Origin of the sequence: Streptomyces sp. NPDC003036, assembly GCF_040611175.1 — a bacterium.
Lineage (GTDB): Bacteria > Actinomycetota > Actinomycetes > Streptomycetales > Streptomycetaceae > Streptomyces.
On sequence record NZ_JBEXNO010000051.1, the window covers coordinates 19204 to 42375 of the forward strand.

General features: G+C 73.8%; 21 protein-coding genes and 1 pseudogene. 8 read left to right on the forward strand and 14 right to left on the reverse strand.

From position 1 onward, the window contains the following. Positions 1–23: 23 nt before the first annotated feature. Together grpE and dnaK are read right to left on the reverse strand one after the other, a co-directional pair. A complete protein-coding gene (gene grpE, locus ABZX67_RS29210) occupies positions 24–614 on the reverse strand; it encodes a nucleotide exchange factor GrpE (protein ID WP_355366298.1) in 591 nt (196 codons plus the stop codon). Next, entirely contained in the window at positions 611–2482 is a 1872-nt protein-coding gene (gene dnaK / locus ABZX67_RS29215) for a molecular chaperone DnaK (RefSeq protein WP_355366301.1), read from the reverse strand. Before dnaK ends, grpE begins: the two co-directional genes overlap by 4 nt. Before the next feature lie 155 nt (positions 2483–2637). Between dnaK and ABZX67_RS29220 the strand changes: the two genes are divergently transcribed. The 6 genes and pseudogenes from ABZX67_RS29220 to ABZX67_RS29245 all read left to right on the forward strand — a co-directional run bounded on the left by ABZX67_RS29220 (position 2638) and on the right by ABZX67_RS29245 (position 8827). Beyond that, positions 2638–3240: a Type-2Aa cytolytic delta-endotoxin gene (locus tag ABZX67_RS29220; RefSeq protein ID WP_355366304.1), complete on the forward strand. Its 603-nt coding sequence runs from the start codon at positions 2638–2640 to the stop codon at positions 3238–3240. Positions 3241–3359: 119 nt separating this feature from the next. Beyond that, a pseudogene (locus ABZX67_RS29225) lies at positions 3360–3435 on the forward strand. Between the two features lie 113 nt (positions 3436–3548). Then, positions 3549–4688: a gala protein gene (locus tag ABZX67_RS29230; protein ID WP_355366307.1), complete on the forward strand. Its 1140-nt coding sequence runs from the start codon at positions 3549–3551 to the stop codon at positions 4686–4688. Further along, positions 4685–6397 (forward strand): ankyrin repeat domain-containing protein, encoded by a 1713-nt coding sequence (locus ABZX67_RS29235; RefSeq protein ID WP_355366310.1) that lies wholly within the window; start codon positions 4685–4687, stop codon positions 6395–6397. Before ABZX67_RS29230 ends, ABZX67_RS29235 begins: the two co-directional genes overlap by 4 nt. A 98-nt stretch (positions 6398–6495) precedes the next feature. Beyond that, complete coding sequence (locus ABZX67_RS29240; RefSeq protein WP_355366369.1) at positions 6496–7632, forward strand: AAA family ATPase; 1137 nt, start codon at positions 6496–6498, stop codon at positions 7630–7632. A 34-nt stretch (positions 7633–7666) separates the two neighbouring features. After that, on the forward strand, positions 7667–8827 hold the full coding sequence (locus ABZX67_RS29245) for a VWA-like domain-containing protein (protein ID WP_355366372.1): 1161 nt from the start codon (positions 7667–7669) through the stop codon (positions 8825–8827). 18 nt (positions 8828–8845) lie between these two features. On the opposite strand, the gene ABZX67_RS29250 is transcribed toward ABZX67_RS29245, so the two are convergent. Beyond that, positions 8846–10327 (reverse strand): MFS transporter, encoded by a 1482-nt coding sequence (locus ABZX67_RS29250; protein WP_355366375.1) that lies wholly within the window; start codon positions 10325–10327, stop codon positions 8846–8848. A 136-nt stretch (positions 10328–10463) separates the two neighbouring features. Beyond that, the gene (locus ABZX67_RS29255; RefSeq protein ID WP_355366378.1) at positions 10464–11654 is read right to left on the reverse strand and encodes a PHB depolymerase family esterase; all 1191 of its coding nucleotides are present in this window, start codon (positions 11652–11654) and stop codon (positions 10464–10466) included. A 553-nt stretch (positions 11655–12207) separates the two neighbouring features. Between ABZX67_RS29255 and ABZX67_RS29260 the strand changes: the two genes are divergently transcribed. Then, positions 12208–12345, forward strand: coding sequence for a hypothetical protein (locus ABZX67_RS29260; protein WP_355366313.1), 138 nt, complete (start codon positions 12208–12210; stop codon positions 12343–12345). A gap of 64 nt (positions 12346–12409) precedes the next feature. On the opposite strand, the gene ABZX67_RS29265 is transcribed toward ABZX67_RS29260, so the two are convergent. The 3 genes from ABZX67_RS29265 to ABZX67_RS29275 form a co-directional block, all read right to left on the reverse strand. Beyond that, entirely contained in the window at positions 12410–13081 is a 672-nt protein-coding gene (locus tag ABZX67_RS29265; protein ID WP_355366381.1) for a lysophospholipid acyltransferase family protein, read from the reverse strand. 113 nt (positions 13082–13194) lie between these two features. Then, positions 13195–14532 carry a cytochrome P450 gene (locus ABZX67_RS29270; protein ID WP_355366316.1) on the reverse strand — a complete coding sequence of 446 codons (1338 nt, stop codon included), beginning with the start codon at positions 14530–14532 and terminating at the stop codon, positions 13195–13197. A gap of 92 nt (positions 14533–14624) precedes the next feature. Continuing rightward, positions 14625–15122: a MarR family transcriptional regulator gene (locus ABZX67_RS29275; protein WP_355366319.1), complete on the reverse strand. Its 498-nt coding sequence runs from the start codon at positions 15120–15122 to the stop codon at positions 14625–14627. Between the two features lie 86 nt (positions 15123–15208). Here ABZX67_RS29275 and ABZX67_RS29280 point away from each other — a divergent pair, with 86 nt between their 5' ends. Continuing rightward, on the forward strand, positions 15209–17287 hold the full coding sequence (locus tag ABZX67_RS29280; protein WP_355366322.1) for an MMPL family transporter: 2079 nt from the start codon (positions 15209–15211) through the stop codon (positions 17285–17287). 17 nt (positions 17288–17304) lie between these two features. Here ABZX67_RS29280 and ABZX67_RS29285 read toward each other — a convergent pair whose 3' ends face one another. The 7 genes from ABZX67_RS29285 to ABZX67_RS29315 form a co-directional block, all read right to left on the reverse strand. Beyond that, complete coding sequence (locus ABZX67_RS29285; protein ID WP_355366325.1) at positions 17305–17781, reverse strand: NUDIX domain-containing protein; 477 nt, start codon at positions 17779–17781, stop codon at positions 17305–17307. 33 nt (positions 17782–17814) lie between these two features. Then, complete coding sequence (locus tag ABZX67_RS29290; RefSeq protein ID WP_355366328.1) at positions 17815–18243, reverse strand: lasso peptide biosynthesis B2 protein; 429 nt, start codon at positions 18241–18243, stop codon at positions 17815–17817. After that, positions 18240–18509, reverse strand: coding sequence for a lasso peptide biosynthesis PqqD family chaperone (locus tag ABZX67_RS29295; protein WP_355366331.1), 270 nt, complete (start codon positions 18507–18509; stop codon positions 18240–18242). Before ABZX67_RS29295 ends, ABZX67_RS29290 begins: the two co-directional genes overlap by 4 nt. Next, positions 18487–20343 (reverse strand): asparagine synthase-related protein, encoded by a 1857-nt coding sequence (locus ABZX67_RS29300; RefSeq protein ID WP_355366334.1) that lies wholly within the window; start codon positions 20341–20343, stop codon positions 18487–18489. The genes ABZX67_RS29295 and ABZX67_RS29300 overlap by 23 nt, the downstream gene beginning before the upstream one ends. After that, positions 20340–20480 (reverse strand): lasso RiPP family leader peptide-containing protein, encoded by a 141-nt coding sequence (locus ABZX67_RS29305; protein ID WP_355366337.1) that lies wholly within the window; start codon positions 20478–20480, stop codon positions 20340–20342. The genes ABZX67_RS29300 and ABZX67_RS29305 overlap by 4 nt, the downstream gene beginning before the upstream one ends. 107 nt (positions 20481–20587) lie before the next feature. Next, positions 20588–21925, reverse strand: coding sequence for a cytochrome P450 (locus tag ABZX67_RS29310; protein WP_355366340.1), 1338 nt, complete (start codon positions 21923–21925; stop codon positions 20588–20590). Next, positions 21922–23004, reverse strand: coding sequence for a selina-4(15),7(11)-diene synthase (locus ABZX67_RS29315; RefSeq protein WP_355366343.1), 1083 nt, complete (start codon positions 23002–23004; stop codon positions 21922–21924). Before ABZX67_RS29315 ends, ABZX67_RS29310 begins: the two co-directional genes overlap by 4 nt. Between the last annotated feature and the right edge of the window lie 168 nt (positions 23005–23172).

The following is a 23172-nucleotide window of genomic DNA, read 5'->3' on the forward strand; positions in this document are numbered from 1 at the left end:
GGCGGACCCGTGTGTACGGGGCCTCAGAGCCCCTGGCGGACGGTGACGCGCGGGCCCGGCGGCGGCCCCGCCACGACCACCATGGCCGGGCGCAGCAGGTGGTCCCCGACCGCGTACCCCGGCCGCAGGACGACCGTGCAGGTGGGGAGGTCGAACCAGCCGCACGGGTGGTACGAGACGGCCTCGTGGACCACGGGGTCGAACGCGTCGCCCACCGCGCCGACGGGCCGCAGGCCCAGCGCGGACAGCTCGGCCTCCAGCGCCCGCGCGACCCGCTGGAAACCGCCGGTCACCTCGCCCTGGTCGGTGGCCGCGTCCAGGGCGTCGAGCACCGGCAGGAACCGGGTGAGGACGTTGGCCACGGCGATCTCGTGGACGGCGGCCCGGTCGCGGTGCACCCGCTTGCGGTAGTTGTCGTACTCGGCCTTCAACCGCTGGAGGTCCGCCGTGCGTTCGCGCAGGGCCGCCTGGAGTTCGGCGTCCCGGAGCGCCCGGGGGCCCTCGGCGGGCCGGCCCGCGGGGCCGCCGTCCCGCGGCGCGTCGGGCCGCCGCCCCGCGCCGGTGATCATCAGCGGCGGGCCGGGGCCCCGGGAGACGTCGGTCAGGCGGTTCACCCGGTGTCCCCCTTCGGCTTCTCGTCGTCGACGATCTCGGCGTCGACCACGTCGTCGTCCGGCTTGGCGCCCGGCGCCTCACCGGTACCGCCGCCGGCGGCTCCGCCCGCGGCCTGCGCGGCCTGGGCGTCGGCGTACATGGCCTGGCCGAGCTTCTGGGAGACGGCCGCGACCTTCTCGGTGGCGGTGCGGATCTCCGCGGTGTCCTCGCCCTTGAGCTTCTCCTTCAGCTCCTCGAGCGCGGACTCGACCTCGGTCCTCACCTCGCCCGGGACCTTGTCCTCGTTGTCCTTGAGGAACTTCTCGGTCTGGTAGACGAGCTGCTCGCCCTGGTTGCGGGTCTCGGCGGCCTCGCGGCGGCGGTGGTCCTCCTCCGCGTACTGCTCCGCCTCGCGCATCATGCGGTCGATGTCGTCCTTCGGCAGCGAGGAGCCGCCGGTGACGGTCATCTTCTGCTCCTTGCCCGTGCCCAGGTCCTTCGCGGTCACGTGCATGATGCCGTTGGCGTCGATGTCGAAGGAGACCTCGATCTGCGGGACGCCGCGCGGGGCCGGCGGAAGGCCCGTCAGCTCGAACATGCCGAGCTTCTTGTTGTACGCCGCGATCTCGCGCTCGCCCTGGTAGACCTGGATCTGCACCGACGGCTGGTTGTCCTCGGCCGTCGTGAAGATCTCCGAGCGCTTGGTCGGGATCGTGGTGTTGCGCTCGATCAGCTTGGTCATGATGCCGCCCTTGGTCTCGATACCGAGGGACAGCGGGGTGACGTCGAGCAGCAGGACGTCCTTGACCTCGCCCCTGAGGACACCGGCCTGGAGCGAGGCGCCGATCGCGACGACCTCGTCCGGGTTCACACCCTTGTGCGGATCCTTCCCGGTCAGCTCCCTGACCAGGTCGGTCACCGCGGGCATGCGCGTCGAACCACCCACCATGATCACATGGTGGATGTCGGAGAGCTTGATGCCCGCGTCCTTGATCGCGTTGTGGAAGGGCGTCTTGCAGCGCTCCAGCAGGTCCGCGGTCAGCTGCTGGAACTGGGCGCGGGTGAGCTTCTCGTCCAGGTGCAGCGGGCCCTCGGCGGACGCGGTGATGTAGGGCAGGTTGATCGTCGTCTCCGTCGCGGCCGACAGCTCGATCTTGGCCTTCTCGGCGGCCTCGCGCAGGCGCTGCAGGGCCATCTTGTCCTTGGACAGGTCGATGCCGTGCCCGTTCTTGAACTGCTTGACCAGGTGGTCGACGACGCGCTGGTCCCAGTCGTCACCACCGAGGTGCGTGTCGCCGTTGGTCGCCTTCACCTCGACGACGCCGTCGCCGATCTCCAGCAGCGAGACGTCGAAGGTGCCGCCACCGAGGTCGAAGACCAGGATCGTCTGGTCCTCCTTGTCCAGGCCGTACGCGAGGGCGGCGGCCGTCGGCTCGTTGATGATGCGCAGGACGTTGAGGCCCGCGATCGCGCCGGCCTCCTTGGTCGCGGTCCGCTGCGCGTCGTTGAAGTACGCCGGGACCGTGACGACCGCGTCCGACACGTCCTCGCCCAGGTACGCCTCCGCGTCGCGCTTCAGCTTCTGCAGGACGCGCGCGGAGATCTCCTGCGCGGTGTAGCGCTTGCCGTCGACGTCGCCGTGCTCCGGGAACCGCCAGTTCGTGTCGCCCATGTGGCGCTTGACCGAACGCGCGGTCCGGTCGACGTTGGTCACGGCCTGACGCTTGGCGACCTCGCCGACGAGCACCTCGCCGTTCTTCGCGAAGGCGACGACCGACGGCGTGGTCCTGGCGCCCTCGGTGTTGGTGATGACGGTCGGCTCACCGGCTTCCAGAACGCTGACCACGGAGTTCGTCGTACCAAGGTCGATACCCACTGCACGTGCCATGGGAGCGCACCTCCTCACGATCTGGATAAAACACCGCAAATGTCATGTCAAGGCCGGTCCGGTCCGATGGGGCGCCGGGCCCCTGATCATGGACCGCCGGCGGGGGTGCATACTTCGGCTGCGGCGCGACCCCTTACGACACACGAGGAGCAGCCATGGCCGAACAGCCCGCTGCGGAGAAGACGACCTTCAAGCCGGTCTTCGAGGTGGGGCCGTCCCACCTGGAGCAGGCGCGGGGCATCGAGGGCGCTTTCCAGCACGCCATCGCCCCGGCGACCGTGAACTTCGACTTCGGTGAGATCAGCAGGGCGGCGAGCGCCATCCCGAACGGCTCCACCGTCAAGATCATCCGCGGCTGGGGCCTCCAGGAGACCGCGCCCGTCAGCGTCATGGTGCTTTCCCTCACCGAAGCCGTGCGCCAGGCGCTGGGGCAGCCGTTCGCCAACGAACGCTTCTGGCTGAAGGTCGAGGAGGCGTTCACCGGCGCCTTCGTCGGGCTGGGGGAGCAGGAGGGCACGCACCTCTCCTTCTACGAGGAGGGCGAGGACCGCACGAGCTACTACTACAACGTGCTGTTCGCGCTCCAGGACGAGGAGACCGGCGACCAGCTGTACGCCGTCGCCCTCTGCCTCAACGCGACGCTGGGCCTGGGCGGGGAGAAGCTGCGGGCGCTGAGCGTGGGTGACACCGCGCAGTGCCATCTGCGCGTCAACGCCATCGCCGTACGGCAGCCCCTGGAGACCGCCGCCTCGGCCTGACGCACGGTGTCGCATCGGCCCGCCCCCGGCACCCCGGGGGCGGCCCGACGGGGGCCGGTGCGGAGCGGGGCCGCCCCGTGATCGCGTACGCGTCAACACGCGCTATGATCACGCCCGGCAAGGCTGTAGCGCAGAGGTCGTCGCGCCCACGCATCGAGCTGGAGGACGTCGGTTCGAATCCGACCGGTCTTGCCACCCTTTTGTCGTGGAAGAACGTCGATGGCGTCGGTTCGTCCGGAGCGGCGGGCGGACGGCGATGCCGGTACCGCCGGCCCCCGGGCGCCCGGCGCGGGACCGGTGGAGTGGTGATGACGCAGCCAACGCCCGTACGCTGCCCCGCGATCGAGCACCCGGACATTCCCCTCGCCGACCCGGCGGACCTGGAACCCCTGCTCGACCGGCTCCGCTCGGCGCGCCCCGTCGAGACCGACGAGACCTTCCCGCTCGGCACCGTACGCGCGGACGGCCGTGTCGACCTGTGCAAGCAGGGACTCGGACCGGCGGGCGCCGCCCGCCTGATGCCCGTCGCGGCCTCGTCCCCGCACGCCGCGCACGTCCTGCTCGGCACCAACTCCATCGGGGACGACGGCGCCCGCACGGTCGCCGACGCCCTCGCCGCCGGGCCCCACGGCCTGCACACCCTCTACCTCGGCTGCAACCGCATCGGCCCCCAGGGCGCCGCCGCGCTCGCCGCCCGCCTGGCCACGGACACCACCGTTCGTGCCCTCTGGCTCAAGCGCAACCCGGTCGGAGACGACGGCGTCCGCGCGCTCGCCGCCATGCTCCGCCGCAACACCGCGCTGCGCACCCTCGACCTGGTCAACACCGGCCTCACCACCGACGGCCTGCACGCCCTGCTCGACGCCCTCACCGGGCGGCCCGGGCCCGTGGAGCGCCTCTTCCTCGGCGGCAACGGCCTGACCGCCGACGCCGCCCCGCTGCTCGGCGCGCTCCTGCGCGACGCGGGTGTACGGGAGCTGTACCTGCCCGCCAACCACCTCGGCGACGAGGGCGCCGCCGTCCTCGCGGCGGCCGCCGCCGACGCCGCCGGCCCCGTCCACCTCGGCCTCGGCGGCAACGGCATCGGCCCCGCCGGGGCCCGCGCCCTCGCCGACGCGCTCGGCTCCATCGAGTCCCTCGACCTCGGCCGCCCCCGCTCCGAGCGCAGCCTCGGCGCCCCCGCCAACGCCACCGGCGACGACGGCGTCCGCGCCCTCGCCGACGCCCTGCCCGGCAGCCCGCTGCGCCGCCTGGAGCTGGGCCACACCGGCCTCACCGGCCGGGGCGCCAAGACCCTGCTTGCCGCCGTACCCGACCACTCCCCGCTGGAGTACGTCGGCCTGGGCCCCGGCCTGCCGCGCAAGGTGAAGCGTTCCTTCGCCGCGCGCCTGCGACCGGCCGCCCGCACCCACCCCGACCTGCGCGCGATAGGGAGCGTCTACCGGTGATCGACCTCGCACCCGACGAGGCGGCCTCCTGGCGGCGCATCCGCCGCTACGCCGTACCCCGGTGGATGATCGAGCGTGCCACCGAGCGCCGCCTGGCCGGCGACTGGGCCGGCGCCTGCGCGGCGGCCAACGTCCGCATCGCCTTCGACCTCACCGAGGCCGCCGCCGAGTACGGCGCCGACGTCGCCGCCGCCGTCGAGGAGGACCTGCGCCACCTCGCGCCGGACCTGCTGCGCTGGCACCTGCCCCGGCTGCTGGGCGGGCGGACGACCCTCGAAGCGGGCCTGACCGTCCTCCTCTCCCGCCACGGCGCGCCCGAACTCCCCGACGTACCGCACCTGCAGGTCACCACGCCCGCCATGGCCTACGGGCCGCAGCGGCTCACCCTGCGGCTGAGGCCGGTGCCCGACGGCGCCACCCTCGTGGACTGGACGACCGCACGGCACCTGTGGGACGCGCGGTACGCCGCCGACCTGCGCGAGCGGTGCGGCGGCGGCCCCGACCGGGCGCCGTTCCTTCACCCCGACGGCACGCCCCGCACCACCGCCGAACTGCCCGCGACCGACCCGGGCCCCGACGACCCGGCGGCCCGCACCGAGTGGCTCACCCTGCTGCACGCGGCGGGCGACGTGGAGGGCGCGTTCGCCGCCGCCGGTATCGAACTGGACCTGACCCCGCCGCCCACGATGCACTACCGGTCCGCCATCGATCCCGTAGGGGTTCTGGCCGGCCTGCCGCTCAACCTCGCGCGGCTGAAGCCCGAGGCCCGAGGGCTCGCCGACGCGCTCGGCACCGACCGCCTCCAGATCCTCCACGGCTGGCGCAGCGCGGTGCATCTGGAGCTCACGCCCGACGGCGGCCTGCGCGTGAGCGTCGCCGAGCGCCCCCGGTACCGTCCCGGGGACATCCCGAAGATGCCCGAGGCCCTGTGGCGGTTGCCCGCCGACCTCGCCCTGCTGCGGACCGGCGGCGTCGCGCCCCGGCACCTGCACCCGCTCGTCGCCGGGTCTCTGCTGCCCGGCCTGCCGCCGGCGGACGGACCCGTGGGCCCGCCCGGCCCGGCCGCCCCCGAGCCCGTACGGGTCCGGTGCCGTGGCGAGTGGCACCAAGTGGTCTCCCGCGACGGGGAGCTGAGCATGCCGCACACCGAGGAGGAGCGGCAGCGCGAACGCGCCCTGCGCGCCTTCGGCGGCGCCGTCGCCGGCTGCTTCGCCACGCACCAGGTGTGGACGTCCGGCGCCGGCCGCCTGCCCCGGGCACTGCGCGACCAGCGGCAGGAGCTGTTCCTGCGCGCCCAGCACGGCGACACCCCGGGCGTCCTGGAGCTGCTCGACGCGGGCGTCGACCCGAAGGTGCGCGACGGCGGCCGCCGCACGCTGCTGCACATGCTGCCCCTGCTCGACCACGAGCCGCTGCTGCCCCGGCTGCTGGCGGCGGGCGTCGACCTGGAGGCACGGGAGCTGCTGGACCGCACGCCCCTGCTCACGGCGGTGGCGGAGCGCGGGTCGCCCGCCCTGGTGGAGGCGCTCGTCGACGCCGGGGCCCGGCTCGACGTCGTCGACAGCATGGACCTGTCGGTGGAGCAGTTCATCATGCAGTACCAGCGGGCCGACCTGGCGTTCCTCAGGGAGCGGCTGGAGAAGGAGCACCCCGGCCTCGGCGCCGACTGGTGGGAGGACTTCGACGGCGAGGAGATCGAGGACTGGTGAGCACCACCGACCACGCGGCCACGGACCACCCCGTCACGGACCGGGTCCCGGGCCGCGCCGCAGACCCCCTCGCCGCCGCCGACGCGCTCAACCGCAGGCTGCGCGCCACCCGTACCGAGCCCTCCGCCAACCCCCAGCTGGAGGCCCTCGCCCTCGCGGTGACGGCCAACCAGCCCGTCCTGCTGTGGGGCGAGCCCGGTATCGGCAAGTCGGCCGGCCTGGAGCAGCTCGCCGCGGGCCTCGGGCTCCCGCTGGAGACCGTCATCGCCAGCGTCCACGAGCCGTCCGACTTCGCCGGCCTCCCCATCGTCGGCGACGACCCCGCCACCACCGGCGTCCCCATGGCCCCGCCCGACTGGGCCGTGCGGCTCGCGAAGGCCGGGCGCGGGCTGCTCTTCTTCGACGAGCTGTCCTCCGCGCCGCCCGCCGTGCAGGCCGCGCTTCTGCGCGTCGTGCTCGAACGCCGTGTCGGCAGCCTGGTGCTGCCCGAGTCGGTACGCATCGTGGCCGCCGCCAACCCGCCCTCCAGCGCCGCCGACGGCTGGCACCTCAGCCCGCCGCTCGCCAACCGCTTCGTCCACCTCCACTGGACGCACAACCCACGCACCGTGGCCCGTGGCATGGCCGGTACGTGGCCGGCGATGACCGTCCCCGTCGTCGACGCCGCCAAGGCGCCCGGCGCGGTCGCGCGCGCCCGCGGCGCGATATCCGGCTTCCTCACCGCCCGGCCGGGCCTCGCCCACCACATCCCCGGCGACGCCGAGGCCCGGGGCCGGGCCTGGCCGTCGCCCCGCACCTGGGAGATGGCGCTGCGGCTGCTCGCCGCCGGCTACGCCACCGGCGCCGGGCGCGAGGCGGTGGCGGCGGCGCTCACCGGCGCGGTCGGCGACGGCGCGGGCATCGAGCTCCTGTCGTACCTGGAACACCTCGACCTGCCCGACCCCGACCGGGTCCTCGCCGACCCGGACGCCTTCGGCCTGCCGGAGCGGGGCGACCGGCAGCTCGCCTTCCTCATCGCGATCGTCTCCGCCATCCAGAGCGACCTCACCCGCGAGCGCTGGGAAGCCGGCTGGGCCGTGCTGGCCAAGGCGGTCGACGCGGGCGTGCCCGACGTGGCCGCCCGCGCCGCCGTGGACCTCGCGGCGCTGCGGGACACCCGCTGGCCCGTACCGCCCGGCATCGACGGCTTCCTGGACCTGCTCCAGATGTCCGGCGCCCTGCCCGGCAGCGGCTGAGGGTCCGTACGTGGCCGCGCCGCCGTCCCTGGACATGACGAAGCTGCTCGCCGCCCGCTACCGGGCCGCGAGCGACCGCCCCTACCTCGCCTCCGCGCTCTACGCGCTGACGGTGGTGCCCAGCCGCGACGTGCCCACCATGGGCGTGGACCGGCACTGGCGGTGTTACGTCTCGCCCGCCTTCGTCGACGCGACCTCCGTCCCGGAACTCGCCGCCGTCTGGATCCACGAGGCCGCCCACCTGCTGCGCGACCACCACGGCCGGGCGGACCGGCTCCCCGCCGCCGACCAGCGCGACCACCACCGCGTCAACGTCGCCCAGGACTGCGAGATCAACGACGACCTCCTTGCCGACGGACTCCCGCTCCCGGCGGGCCGCATGGAGCCCCGGCTCTTCAACCTGCCGACGGGCAGGCTCTTCGAGGAGTACGTGTCCAGGCTGCCACCCGAGGTCCGCACGCACGACTGCGGCTCCGGCGCCCACGGCAAGCCCCTGCCCTGGGAGCTGCCTGCCACCGGGGGCCCCGCCCGGCTCGGCGAGGCCGAGGCGCAGGCGCTGCGCCGGCACACGGCCGAGGCCATGCGCGCCCACCGGCGCAGCCGCGGCACCCTGCCCGCCGGCTGGCAGCGCTGGGCCGACGAGGTCCTGGAGCCCACCGTCGACTGGCGCCAGGCCCTGCGGGGAGCGGTCCGGGAGGCGGCCGCCTGGGCGGGCGGCGCCGTCGACTACACCTACCGCAGGCCCTCGCGCCGCACCCCCGCCCTGCGCGGGGTCGTGCTGCCGAGCCTGCGCCGTCCGCTGCCGCGCGTCGCCGTCGTCATCGACACCTCGGGCTCGATGGGCGACGACGACCTCGCCGCCGCGCTCGCGGAGATCACCGGCGTCCTGCGGGAGGTCGGCGTACGCGGCAACCGCGTCACCGTGCTCGCCTGCGACGCCGACGTACACGCCGTCTCCCGGGTGACGTCGGCCGACCAGATCGCCCTCGGCGGCGGCGGGGGCACCGACATGCGCGTCGGCATCGCGTCCGCGCTCGCCACGCCCGACCGGCCGAACATCGTCATCGTCCTCACCGACGGATACACCCCCTGGCCGGACGAGACGCCCTCCTGCCGCCTGATCGCCGCGCTCATCGGTGCGAACGCGCCCGCGCCGCCCGGCTGGGTGGAGACCGTACGCGTCCCCGCGCGCTGAGGGCTCCCGGCGCGACGGCTACAGCTGTCCCGGGCCCACCCCGCCCTGGAGGCGCTCGAGGTCCGACGGGCGCACCTGGACGACCACGACCGCGATCAGCGCGGCGATCACCGTGAACACCGCCGCCAGGATGAACGCCGCTGATACGCCGGACGTCAGCACCTGGTCGGCCCACGGCGGCGGCAGCTCGCGCGTCTGCTGGAAGCGCAGCCGCTCCGCCGGCGTCGCCTGAGCCAGGAACGCCGGTATCCGCCGGTCCGCCTCGTTGGCGCTGGCCGTGCCGAACATCGTGACCAGGATGGACAGCCCGAGGGAACCGCCCACCTGCTGGGTGGCGTTGAGCAGTCCGGACGCCGCCCCCGACTCGTGGACGGGCACGTTCGACAGCGCCATCAGCGTCAGTGACACGAACTGCATCCCCATGCCCATGCCGAAGAGGAGCATCGGCCCCAGGATGCTGCCCAGGTAAGTGGAGTGCACGTCGGTCAGCGTCAGCCACGCCAGCCCCGCCGCGCACAGCAGCGCCCCGACCACCATGAAGGGCTTCGGCCCGTACTTCGGCAGCAGCTGCGAGGCGGCGCCCGCGCCGACCGCGATGATCGCGCTGATCGGCAGGAACGCCAGCCCGGCCGCCAGCGGGCTGAAGTCGAGCACGTTCTGTACGAAGAGCGTCAGGAAGAAGAACATGCCGAAGATGGCGGCGGCGAGGCTCAGCATGATCCCGTACGTGCCCGCCCGGTTGCGGTCGGCGAACATGTGCAGCGGCGTGATCGGCTGCCGCGACCGCCGCTCCACGAGGACGAAGACCACCAGGGCCACCACCGCGGCGGCGAACGACGCCATGGTCAGCCCGTCGCGCCAGCCGTCCTGAGCGGCCCGGATGAACCCGTACACCAGCAGCACCATGCCGAGCGTCGAGCTCAGCGCGCCCGCGACGTCGAAGTTGCCCGGGTGGCGCTCGGACTCCCTGATCCAGCGCGGGGTGGCCAGCACGATGAGCAGCCCGATCGGCACGTTGACGAAGAACACCCAGCGCCAGTCGAGCCACGAGACGAGCATGCCGCCCGCCAGCAGGCCGATGGCACCGCCGCCCGCCGACACCGCGGCGAAGACGCCGAAGGCCCGGTTGCGCTCGCGGCCCTCCTCGAACGTCGTACTGATCAGGGCGAGCGAGGTCGGCGAGGCGATCGCGCCGCCGACGCCCTGGAGCGCCCGCGCGGCCAGCAACTGGCCGCCGTTCTGGGCGAGGCCGCCCAGCAGCGAGGCGACCACGAAGAGCAGCACGCCGAAGACGAACACCCGCCGCCGCCCGAGGATGTCGCCCGCCCGGCCGCCGAGCAGCAGCAGGCCGCCGAACGTGAGCGTGTAGGCGTTGACCACCCACGACAGGTTCGTCGTCGAGAACTCCAGCGAACGCTGGATGTGCGGCAGCGCGATGTTCACGATCGTGATGTCGAGCACCACCATCAGCTGGCACGACGCGATCACGAAGAGCGCCATGCCCTTGCCGCCGCCACGTGCGGGGGCGGCGGCGACCTTACCGGAGGTCAGTGGCTTGCCGTTCACCCATTCGACGGTACGGCGGGGCCCTGGGCGCCACCACTCGATCAAGGAGCCTCCGAGCGCCTCGGAGGCGTCAGGGACAGGCGGCGTCGGCGAGGGTGTACCAGCCGGCCGGCGACTCCCTGAGGGTGTGCGTGACGAAGGTGTTGTACAGGCCCATGTTCTGCTGCGAACCGTTCGCGAACGTGTAGCCGCCGCTGGTCGTGGCCCGGCCGGCCTGGACGTGGTGGTAGTTGCTGCTCGTCCAGCAGGAGACGGGCACGGGGTCCGGTCCGGGGCCGGGGCCCGGGCCGGGGTCCGGCGGGGGCGTCCCGCCGCCCGCGTCCGTCAGGCCGAAGAACGCCGCGATCCAGTGGCTGGAGCAGATCGAGTCGAGGAAGTACGCGGCCGACGTCGAACCGCACTGCTGCGGCCCGGTGCCCGGGTCGACGGGCGTGCCGTGGCCGATGCCCGGAACCCGGTTCACCTCGACGGCGACGGACCCGTCGGTGGCCGCGTACTCCTCGTGGCGCGTCGCGTTGGGCCCGATCAGGGACGTACGGGTGGGGCTCTGCGCCAGCCCGTGCACGGCGGTCCACTGGTCGCGCAGCTCGTCCGCGTTGCGCGGCACCACCGTCGTGTCCCGGTCGCCGTGCCAGACCGCCACCCGCGGCCACGGCCCGGTCCACCCGGGATGGGCGTCCCGTACGCGCTGCGCCCACTGGGCGGGCGTCAGGTCCACGCCGGGGTTCATGCAGGAGTACGCCGACGCGACGTCACGGGCGCAGTCGTAGGGCAGCCCCGCGACGACGGCCCCGGCGGCGAAGACGTCCGGGTAGGCGGCGAGCATGACGGACGTCATCGCGCCGCCGGCGGACAGGCCCGTGACGTACACCCGCTTCGGGTCGGCGCCGTACGACGCGACGGCGTGCGCGACCATCTGACGGATCGACGCGGCCTCGCCCTGACCGCGCCGGCTGTCCGACGTCTGGAACCAGTTGAAGCACTTGTTGGCGTTGTTGGCCGACGACTGCTCCGCGAGGACGAGCAGGAACCCGGCGCGGGCGGCGAGTTCGGGAAGGCCGGAGTGGTCGGCGTACGCCCGCGCGCTCTGCGTGCAGCCGTGCAGTGCCACCACCAGCGGCGGGGCGGCGGGCAGGGTCGCGGGGCGGTGGACGTACATGGACAGCTGCCCGGGGTTGCTCCCGAAGCCGGTGACCGGGGTGAGCGTGACGGCGGCGCGGGCGGCGGGGACCGGCCCGGCCAGCACCGCGGCGACCGCCATGACCAGGACGGTCAGGGCGGCCCACAGGCGGTGCGCCGCGCGCAGGGGCGCGTGGGGGAGGGGGGTGTGCATGGCGGCTCCTCATGGCATGCGATGCCCCGGGCGGCCCGGCACCGCGATCGGCCGCGGGCAGCCCGGGTGAGCGGAACCGTAAGTCCCCGCCGTACGACAGGTGTATGGCACGGTCCCCCACAGTCCGGCCGCCGCAAGGCGTCCACCGGGGGATTGCGCCGGGTGCGGCTCGGCTGCTACAGCCGGCCGCCGCGGCGGCCCTCGGCGGATCGTCTCGGGGCCCTTTCGGTTCGCCTTCTTTACGCGTCCGCCGCGGCGGAGTTCCAGAGGGGCAGGAAGATCGACTGCGGCCCGACCTGTCGTCTACGTCCTGGGCGGCAAGGGGAGGATCGGCACGGCGGGGCCCTATCTGAAGTAGCCCCCTCAGATTGATGGCGGCCCGGCCTCGAGGGGAACCCGTGTCCGGGCCGCCGCCGTTCCGGTCTTCCTTTCCGCGGGTGCCGACGGCGACCACCGCTACCGCGCCCACGACGTCAACAGCGTGCTCGGCAATGCCGGCCTCCCCACCTCCATCACCGTGAGCGAGGACATCACCGTCGGGTTCTGCTCCGACGCGATCGTGGAGGTGGCCCCCGGCCGCTACAACCCGGACCGGAAGCCGGGCCGGCTCTCCGGGTGAGGAGGTCCGCCGGCCCGGGCACCGTGACCCCGCACAGCGGCCGCCCGGCGGACCCGCCGGGCCGTTACGCCGCGAGCACGGTGAGCGCGGCCGGCTCGCCGAGACGGGCGGCCGCCGTCCGCCAGGCCTCCGTGACCGCGCCGTGCGCCTGTGCCGTGCGCGCGGCGCGGTCGCCCGCCGGCGTGAGCGGTGCCCCCACGTGGACGTGCAGGCGCGGGCGGCGGGCCGGCGCCGTGAGCAGGCCCGCGAGCTGCTGGGCGCCGCCGCCCGACATGACCCGGCGCGCCCCGGCCTGGCCGACCGGCACGACGGGCGCGCCGGTGCGCTCGGCGAGCCGGACCAGTCCGCTGCGGAAGGCGACCGGCGCGGCTTCCGCGGCGTCCGCGCGCGGCGGGATGCCCCCCTCGGGATAGATGAGGACCACCCGCCCCGCGTCCAGAGCTGCGGCGGCGAGATCCAGCGCCCGCGCGGCGCGCCGGTCCCCGCGGTGCACGGGGATGTGGCCCTCGCGGGCGAGCGCGCCGCCGAGGAGCGGTACGCGCCACAGGCCGGCGGCCGCCATGACCACCGGCTGGACACCGAGCCGGCGCAGCGCGGCGAGCACGACGGCGGGGTCGGCGAGCGAGGTGTGGTTCGCCGCGACGATGCTCCCCGGCGCGATGGCGGCCTCGCGGTCGCAGGAGACGGTCAGGCGTCCGGCGGCGGGCACCAGGACGTGGGCGAGGCGGCTGAGCATGTGGTTCCCCCCGGTCTCGACGACGTGATCTTCCCTGCTGCTCATCGTCGGTGACCGGGGAGGGACCGACCTGAGCACGCGTACTCAGATCTCGCCCGGATGACCGAGGCCTTTCACGTGTGTGCCGGGCGCAGGGTCGCGGTCGTGGGGCCGTCGGGCTGCACGGTGATGCCGTACGCCGCCTTGGCCGGGACGGCGTCGAAGGCCACGGTGTGGGCCGGCAGGAGCTGCTCGAGCAGCACGGTCGACTCGCGGAGCGCGAACTGCGCGCCGAGGCAGGCGCGGGGCCCGAGCCCGAAGGGGAAGTAGGAGCCCGGCCGGGTGGGGCGGCCGTCCGGGGTGGTGAAGCGCCGGGGGTCGAACCGCTCCGGGTCCGGCCACAGCCCGGGGTCGCGGTGCGTGAGGTAGGGGCAGACCAGGAGGTCGCTGCCCGCCTCGACGGCGTATCCGGCGAGGGTGCCGGCCTCGGCCGCGTGGCGCGGCAGGATCCAGGCGGACGGGTACAGCCGGAGCGTCTCGTGGACCAGGGCCTGGACGGCCTGCCGGCGCGGCGCCGAACCGTCCCCGCCCGCGGCGAGGGCCTGCTCCCGGCAGGCGGGGTACCGGTCGAGCAGCAGGTAGAGCCAGGTGAGGGTGGTCGCGGTGGTCTCGTGCCCGGCAACGAGCAGCGTGACCAGCTCGTCGCGGATCAGCTGTTCGGTGTACTCGGGGTGCGCGCCGGCGGCGTCGAGGAGGACGTGGAGCAGGCCCGGGCCGTCGGGGCCCGGCGCCCCGCCGCGGGCGGCCTCGATGGCGTACCGGGCGACCGCGTCGATCCGGGCGAGGTCGGCGGCGACGGCTTCCCGCGCGTCGGTGGCGTCGGACGGCAGCGTCGGAAGGGCGGCGACCACGGCCGTCACCGAGGCCAGTTGCCCCTCGGTTCCGTCGTCGAGGGCGTACCCGGTGAGTGAGCGCCAGATGGAGTCGAGGGCGAAGCGGTGCATCTCCCGCCGGACGTCGAAACTCCGGCCGGTACGGGCGTACTCCGCCCAGCGCGCGGCCGTGGTCCGGGCCGCACCGGCGATGCGCTCCTCATAGCGGCGCATCCCGGTGCCGGTGAACTGTGCCTGGAGTACGCGGCGTTGGCGTTTCCACGCTTCGCCGGTGGCGGAGAGCACGCCGTCGCCGACCAGCAGGCGAGCACGGTGCGAGCGCTTGACGTACCGGTCGGGGTGGCGGGCGAGGGCCTGCTGGACCGCCTCCGGGTCGGTGACGAGGACCGTGGGGGCCGGCGCCGGCCCGATGCGGAACGCCGCGACGCCACCGAGCCGCTCGCGCACCTCGGACAGGAGCTCGACCAGCTCGCCCCCTCGGGAGCGCCACCGCTCCACCAGGGCCGGATCGGCCTCGGGGACCGGCTGCCCGGCTCCGGAGGCGTCCGGGAGGGAGCCGGTACCGGCTTCGGTGGTCACAGTCGTCTCCTGTTCGCCCGTCCGCACCCGGCCGTGGGCGCGCCACGGACCGCACGGGACAGACGTATCCGGCGCGGGCCCGCCCCACACTTCTAGCGGCGTAGTTGGGCGAGTTCGTGGTTCAGCTCGGCGAGGAACCGCACGACCACTCCCAGTTCCTCGGGGGTGAAGCGGCCGCGTGCCGCGTCCGTTCCCCGGGCGAGGGGCTGGAAGTAGTCGCGGGCGAGGCGCTTGCCCGCCTCGGCGTAGTGCAGGTGCACCACCCTGCGGTCGTCGGCGGCCCGGACGCGCCGGAGGTGGCCCGTCCTCTCCAGCCGGTCCAGGCAGGCGGTCATGGCGCCGGAGGTGAGGTTGAGCTGCTTGCGCAGCCTGCCGGGCGTCATCGGCTCGCCCTCGCCGCCCTGGTCGCCGTCGAGGACCGCGATCAGCGCCTGGACGTCCGTCAGGTGCAGCCCCTGTGCCTGCGCGAACTCCTGCGCGATGCGGTTGAACTCGCCGTTCATGCGGCGCAGCAGCACGGCGAACGCCTGCAGGCCGGTCGGATCGTCGCCGGGAGGCGGAGGGTGCGGGGTGGTGTCAGGGCTGCGCATGCCCTCAGCATATGATCTCTCAATCATCAAGATAATCGACGGTTGAGATATCTGCTCACCCGTCTGTTCAGGCTGGGGTTCTTCCGATGAGAAACGCACCGCGCTGGGCCCGGTGGCTGGTCCCGCTCGTCCTCCTGGTCGCCTGGCTGGGCGTGGGCGGGACGCTCGGCCCGTACGCGGGGAAGCTGGGCGAGGTCTCCACCAACGACCAGGCCGCGTTCCTGCCGCGCAGCGCCGAGTCCACCCGGGTGCTGGAGGCCGGGAAGGCGTTCGACCGGGCCGGGACGATTCCGGCGATCGTCGTGTGGACGGCGGAGGGCGAGCGGGTCACCGCGGCGCAGCGGCAGGCCGCCGCCCGGGCGGTGGACGCACTGGCCGGCCGGCCGGGCGTCGGCGCGCGGCCGTCACCCGCGCTGGTCTCCGAGGACGGCGAGGCGATGCAGGCGGTCGTGCCGCTGGAGCGGAACCTCGGGGACGAGCTGCCCGCCGTCCTGGACGAGGTCCGCGCGGCGGCGGGCGCCGTCCCCGGCACCTCGGTGGAGGTCGCCGGGCCGGCCGCGAGCCAGGCCGACCTCTCCGACGCGTTCGCCGGCATCGACGGGCTGCTGCTCGGCGTGGCGCTCGTCGCCGTGCTGCTGATCCTGCTGCTCGTCTACCGGAGCGTGCTGCTGCCCCTCGTGATCATCCTGGGGGCGGTCTTCGCGCTCGGTCTCGCGTGCGCGGTGGTCTACGCGCTGGCGCGGCGCGACATCCTGCGGGTGGACGGGCAGGTGCAGGGCATCCTGTCGATCCTGGTGATCGGAGCCGCCACCGACTACGCCCTGCTGGTCACCGCGCGCTTCCGCGAGGGGCTCGCCGCACGCAAGGACCCCGTGGCGTCCGTACGGGCCGCCGTACGCCGCTCGTTCGGCGCCGTGGTCGCGAGCGCCGCCACCGTGGCGATGGGCCTGCTGGCCCTCCTGGCGAGCGACCTCACCAACAACCGCGCCCTGGGCCCGGTCGGCGCCATCGGCATCGTCTGCGCCGTCCTGTCCGCGCTGACGTTCCTCCCGGCGGTGCTCGCCCTGCTGGGCCGGGCGGCCTTCTGGCCCTCCCGGCCCAAGCCGTCGGACGCCACGGTGGAGGGGCACGGCGTGTGGCGGCGCGTGGCCGCGCTGGTGGACCGCGCGCCGCGGCGGGTCTGGGTCTCCACCGCCGTCGTCCTCACCTTCTTCGCCGCGCTGTCACCCGGGCTGTCCTCCAAGGGCGTTCCGCTCGACGAGATCTTCGTCAACGACGCCCCGTCCGTCGCCGCACAGCGGACCCTCGGAGAGCACTTCCCCGGCGGTTCCGGCAACCCCGCGGTGATCATCGCGCGTGCCGACCGGGCCGCGCAGGTCGTCGCCGCCGCGCGCGGCACCGACGGCGTGGCCTTCGCGGCCCCTGTCACCGCGTCCGGCCGACCGGGCACGGGAACACCACTCGTGGTCGACGGACGCGTACGGGTCGACGCCACGCTGACGGACGCGGCGGACAGCGACGCGGCCAAGGAGACCGTCCACCGCCTGCGCGAGCGCGTGCACGCCGTGCCGGACGCCGACGCGCTGGTCGGGGGCTACACGGCGCAGCAGTACGACACCCAGCGGACGGCCGCCCGGGACCGGTCGGTCATCGTGCCCGTCGTCCTGGGCATCATCCTGCTGATCCTCGTGGCGCTCCTGCGCTCGCTGCTCGTGCCGGTGCTCCTGGTCGCGACGGTCGCGCTCAACTTCCTCGCGACCCTCGGAGTGTCGGCGCTGGTCTTCGAGGACCTCCTCGGCTTCGGCGGAACGGACGCCTCCGTGCCGCTCTACGGGTTCGTGTTCCTGGTCGCGCTGGGCGTCGACTACAACATCTTCCTGATGTCACGGGTACGGGAGGAGGCGCTCGCCCACGGCACCCGGAGGGGCGTGCTGCGGGGTCTGACGACCACCGGCGGCGTCATCACCTCGGCGGGCGTGGTCCTCGCGGCCACCTTCGCGGCGCTGATGGTGATCCCCCTGGCGTTCCTGGTCCAGATCGCGTTCATCGTCGCCTTCGGTGTCCTGCTGGACACCCTGGTGGTCAGGTCCCTCCTGGTCCCGGCGCTGGTGATCGACATCGGCCCGAGGGCGTGGTGGCCGAGCGCTCTCGCCCGGCGGCGCTGAGGACCGGCGACGGCTGCTCACCGGCCGCCGGCGGAGCACCACGGACCGTCGGGCGCCAGGACGCGGAGCAGGGCCGGCAGCTGCGGAGGCTCGACGGGATCCGGCAGCGCGTCCAACTCCCCCCAGGGAACCCAGCCATGCGCGTCCAGACTGGCCTGCTCGCGGGGGAGCAGACCGGTCCGCGACAACGACGGCCGTTCTTCCGCGAAACGCGCCAGGAAGAAGAGCTCCGTGCCGGTGTGGTGCCTGCCGTTCCACCACACATCGCGGTCGACCGGCACCGACCGGTCGAGGACAGCCGCCGGGTCGAGCCCGGTCTCCTCGGCCAGTTCGCGCCGCGCCGCCGCGAGCGGCGTCTCGCCGGGCTCGATACCGCCGCCGGGCGGCTCCCACAGCCAGGCCCCCGAGTGTGGATCACGCCAGCGCAGCAGAAGCAGGCGGTGGGCGGCGTCCAGGCATATGACCCGGGCGGCGGGCCGGTGCGTTTTCTCCACCGTCCTGACGCTACCAACGCGAACTACGCGGGCTTAAGGGGCCCGTTCGTACGCTGCCGGAGGGACGGTGAGCAGGGGACGGTACGACGCGGTGTCGGCCGGCTCGCCCACGCGTTGCCCCTCGGCCTCGATCCAGGCATGGGCGGCGAAGGGAGGCGTGCGTACGCCGCTGCACCACGTGGGCCAGGTGCCGCGCATACGGCACAGCAGGGCCGTGGCGAGAGAGCGCTGCAGGCAGTACCTGCCGGCGCACAGGGTGCTGGAGCCGGTGACGTCCCTGCGCGCCCGGAGGGCCTGTCGGCGGGTCGCGGGCGCCGCGCCCCGGCGTACCACTCGCAGAACGGCGACGATGCGCCGGGGAGGGAGGCGTGCGAGGACGCGTGCCGCGCCCACCGCCAAGTGAGCGGCGATACGGCTCAGGAGAGGGGGGCGATCACCTGGTGTGTCGAGGATCTGGCTCATGGGGCTCCTTGATGCTCGATCAGGCGGGCGCCGGTGAGCCGGGCGATCAGATCCTCGATGTCGGCGGCCGCTTGCTCGGGCGCCACCGGCTGTTTGCGGGCCAGCTGCTCGGCGACCTGCTCCGGCCGCGCGCCGCCCAGCAGCGCGCGCAGGATGGCCGCGCCGGTGGTGTTGAGCTGCCAGTAGCGGCCGCGGCGGCCGTCCAGCAGGACCAGTCCGTCGTCGGTGTCGCAGGCCGTGACGTCACCGCACAGGCGCAGACTCATGCGGGTGCTCCTCCAGGTAGACGGGGACCGGGTGCCGGGCGAGGTCCCGCAGCCACGCCTCGACGGCGACGGTGGACTCCACGGCGGGACCCTCGCGGGCCGGCAGCGTCCCGGGGCTGAGCCAGGCCCGGCGCAGGGCGTTCCGGTCGGCCAGACCGGCGGTGACCAGATGCGCGTCCTCCAGCCAGGAGTGGAGGTGGCGCTGGTGTGCCTTCATCCCGGCGTGCCATTCCGCGGTGAAGTCGCCCTTGGTGGTCCGGCCCAGAAGCGCGTCGGGCACAATGCCGCGCATAGCGGTCGACAGCAGAGGCTTGTACGACCACGGCGTGGCCGCCTCGTGCGCGCGCACCCGGAGGCACGCCTCGATGACCGCGTCGTCGCAGAAAGGCATGTCCACGGTCATGCCGTACTGGCCGTAGGCGCACGCCACCCTGCCCGCCTGCCGCACCTGGTACACCCAGGCGTGCTGCCCCCGGGTGGCCGCCAGCGGGGGAGTGCTCGCGGCGGCCGCCTGCAGCAGGTGCGCGGTCAACGCCCGGGCCTCGGCCGTCGCCCAAGGCGGCATCGTCACGGGCAGTCCCCACCCCAGGGGAGCGTCGGCGGCCGGCCCAGACCGATCCAGCACCGCCTTCGCCTGGGCGGCGAGCCAGGAACCGTAGGAGCGCCGGTCGAGGAGCGCGCGTGCCGTCGCGGTATATGACCAGCGGTCCTTCGCCGCGTACCCCGCGAGGTGACGGAGCGTCAGGCGCGGCCGTTGGTGCAACAAAGCGTGAAGGTGGCCCGGTGGCGGCAGGACGACATGGTCTCCGCCCTGCCCGCACAGCCGCCGGTCGGCACCGTGCGCGCGCAGCACGCGGATGAGCTGATTCTGCTGCGCCAGATCCCGGATCATCAGGGACGGCTCGTCCTGCGGCTCTGCCCGCTCGTCAAGCCCGGTGAGGTAGGGCGGTAGTTGCGTGACGGGAAACACCAGATGGGTGGTGTCGCACGGCAGCAGCGCCGCCGCCTGCCGGGCGTAGCCCAAGTCCTCGTCGCCCTCGGCGCTCGGCGCGAGGGTGAGCGCGACCAGCCGCGCACCCGCCTCGGCCGCCAGGAAGCACAGCGAGGTGGAGTCCATACCCCCGGACAGATCCGACGCCCACACCCCACCGGGCCTCACCCGTGCGGCCACCGCACCCCGCAAGGCGTCCCGCAGCCCGACAGCGCCCTCGACCAGCGGCAACTCGGCCATCGGGGGACGCCACCAGGCCGCCACGGTGCAGCGCCCTTCGCGGTCCACTCGCAGTGCGTGGCCGGGAGCGACGGCACGCACGCCCTGGAACATCGACGCCTGGTCGAGCGGGTACACCGGAGAGCCCACCGAACCCATCCGAGCGGCCACCTGCCCCCGGTCCACCGAGGTATCGGTCAGCCACGCCAAGGTCCGAGCGCGGTCGGCTCCTACCGCGATCCCGTCCACGTCCGCGACGAACAGCCGCCGGTCCCCGGCCGCGGTGCCCCGCGCGTACGACTCGCCCGCCACGGAGGCCAGCAGGTGGAAGCTGCCTCGCGCCCCGGCGACCGCGCTCTCCACGCCGCCCACCGTGCGCAGCTCCCGCACCCGCCGCTCCAGCCGTGCCGGATCCAGCCCGCACACCCCGAGCACCACCAGCCGCCCACCGCCGGCCTCGACGACACGCGCGTCCCGCTCCGCCCAGCAGCCGACGAGCCACGGCCGGCCCGAGGCGTGCCGGACGACCCGGCACGCCGAGCGCCGCAGCCTCCCGAAGACGGTGGACGCCGCCTCACGGTCCGGAAGGACCACGAACCAGCGCCCGCCGCACGACCGGCTCACCCCCACCAGCGGAAGCCGCCGAAGCCGTCCCAGCGGTGCCCGAAGGCCCCCTCGGTCAGCTCGGCGTACTCCCCGACCTCCACCAGCACCGGGGCCTCGTACACCTCGGTCTCGTCGATGACCAGCTCTTCCCGCATGGTGGTGCTCTCCTTTCCGCAGCGGACGCTTTCCACGTGCGCCACGGGGATACCCCTGGCCGGGGCGGCGGAGACGCGGCTGGCGTCAGGACGCCACCGCGGGAGGCTCAGCGGGGGTGGACCGTCATGGGGACGCGGTCGGGGTGGGCCACCGCGGAGGCCACCTCGCGAGGGGTGTGGCCCGGAACGGGCCGCAGCTGCCAGCGGGCGAGGATCGTGGCCAGCGCGATCGTCGCCTCCGTCCAGACGAAGGCGTCGCCGATGCACTTGCGGTTGCCCGCGCCGAACGGGATGTACGCCTGGCGCGGGATCTCCGCCCGGCGCTCCGGCAGCCAGCGGTCCGGATCGAACCGCTCGGGCTCCGCGTACAGGTCCGGGCTCCGGTGCATGGCGTAGAGGCTGAACGCCACCTCGGTGCCCACGGGCAGGCTGTGCCCGCCCAGTTCGACGGGGGCGGTGGTGCGGCGCATCAGCATGGTGACGCCGTGCAGCCGGATCACCTCGTCGAGCACCCGCCGGACCGCCACCAGCCGGGGGACGTCCTCGATGGCCACCGGACGGTCACCGACGACCTCCTCGATCTCGGCCACCAGCTGCTTCTCGACGTCCGGATGGCGGGCCAGCTCGTGGAAGGTCCAGGCGAGCGTCGACGCCGTGGTCTCCGCCCCGGCGAAGAGGATCGTGCTGAGCTCGTCCCTGACCTCCGTGTCGGTCAGCGACTCGCCGGTCTCGGTGTCGCGCGCGGCGAGCAGCACGGTCAGCAGGTCGTTGCGGTCGGTGGGCCCCTTCTCCCGCGTGGTGGCGACGACTTCGTCGATCACCTTCCGCAGTGTCGCGGCCGCCGTGTCGAAGTCGCGGTTGGCGCGGATGGGCAGCCGGTCCAGGAACTTCGGGGAGGCCGCCCGTATCAGCATGTTCTTCAGGACGACGGGCAGGTTCTCGCGCACCGCCTCCACCGCGGGCAACCCGATGTCCAGGGAGAACAGCGTCGAGGCGAGCGTCTCGATGGCGTACGAGGCCATCGCCTGCTCCAGCTCGATCTCCTGGCCGGCCGTCCAGGAGTCCGCCAGAGCGCGGGCGTTGCCGCTCATGATCTCGGCGTACGCGGTGATGCGCTGCGGGTGGAACATGGGCTGGATCAGCCGGCGGTGCCTGCGGTGCACCTCGCCGTCGGCCGTGGCCAGGCCGTTGCCCGCGAGCGGGCGCAGCCGGTCGAAGAGCCTGCCCTTCTCGAAGCTGCGCGCCTGTCGGACCGTCACCTCGTGGACGAGCTCGGCGGACGTGGCGACGTAGACGGGCATGGTGCCGAGGCTGACCTGGACCAGGTCGCCGGTCTCCCGCAGCGACGTGAGGAAACCGAGGGGGTCGCGCCACAGCTTCAGGGCGTGCCCGAGGAGGGGGACGGCGCCGGGGGCGCGGGGGACGGAGGCCACTGCGGCTGTCACCGGAGAATCCTTTGCTGGGGGAGGGCCGCGGCGGCCGGGAGGCTCCACCACCAGGCGACCACGGGGATGTCGAGCGGTTCGGTGCTGTCGTCGGTGGGCCGGTCGCTGAAGAACGACGGCATGTGCGCCGGGTCGTCCGGGGTGGTGTAGCGCACGGAGCTGATGCCCCAGTCCTGGGCGCCACGGATGAAGTCGGCGAGGCTCGCCAGGTACCGGCGCAGCTGCGGGCTCCCGCTGCACGAGAGGTGCTCGGTGAGCCGCAGGAACAGGCACATCACCCGGTCGCGCTGCGCGATGGCGGTGGTCAGGGCGTCCTGCGGGGCGAGTCTCCCGTGGTGCTCCAGGACGCGCAGGACGTTGAGGTAGTAGCCCGTCCCGCTCTTCTCCTTGTGGTACGAGAAGATGTCGTTGTCCCAGGTGATGATGAACGACGCCATCTCGGCGGCGGCGCGGACGGCCGTGTGATCCCGCTCGTGCGGCTGGAGTTCGTAGCCGTACCCCATCTCCAGCATCGGCAGCACCACGGAGGTCGCTCCGTCGTAGAGCCGCATGAGGGTGTAGTCGTTGAGGTCGGGCACGGTGCCCGCGCGGCGGTGGGACGCCTCCCAGACGACCGAGAAGAAGTACTCGCGCAGGGCGTCCACCCAGCGGGCCGCCTGCCCCGGGGTGCCGTACCGGTCGACGCGCATCCGCAGGTCGCGCAGGCCGTCGGCGAGGGGGTCCTCCTGGAGGAGGGGCGCCTCGGGGTTCTGGGCGACGCGGAGCAGTCGGTGCAGGAGTCCGGCGAGGTCGCCCGGCCGGTGGCCGAGTTCGCCCTCTTCGCAGTGTCCGTCGTCCACGCCGAAGAGCCAGAGCACGAAGTCCGCGAGGAGGGAGACGACCTCCTCGCGGCCCTCGGGGAGGATGCGGGCGCAGAACGTGCCGATGTCCTGGCGTACGAGGCGCCCGCGCAGCTCGTGGGACCCGATGCGAAACGTTTCTGCCCAGGCGGCCGTCTGTACGTCTATCTCCGCGTGGCGCGGATGGATCGCCGGGGGGATGGGGGAGTAGATCGGCGGAACGATGAGCCCGGGGCCCACTGCGGCCTCCCTTGTAACACGGGGCGGGGGATGGTGACGTGTGCTCCGTCGGCACTGGCGTCGCACACGTCTCCCGCACCTCAGAGTGATCAACTCTGACGCATCGTAGTGATCACCTTGCATTGATCCAATAGGACAATCACCCAGCTAAGCGGCGACTTTGACGTG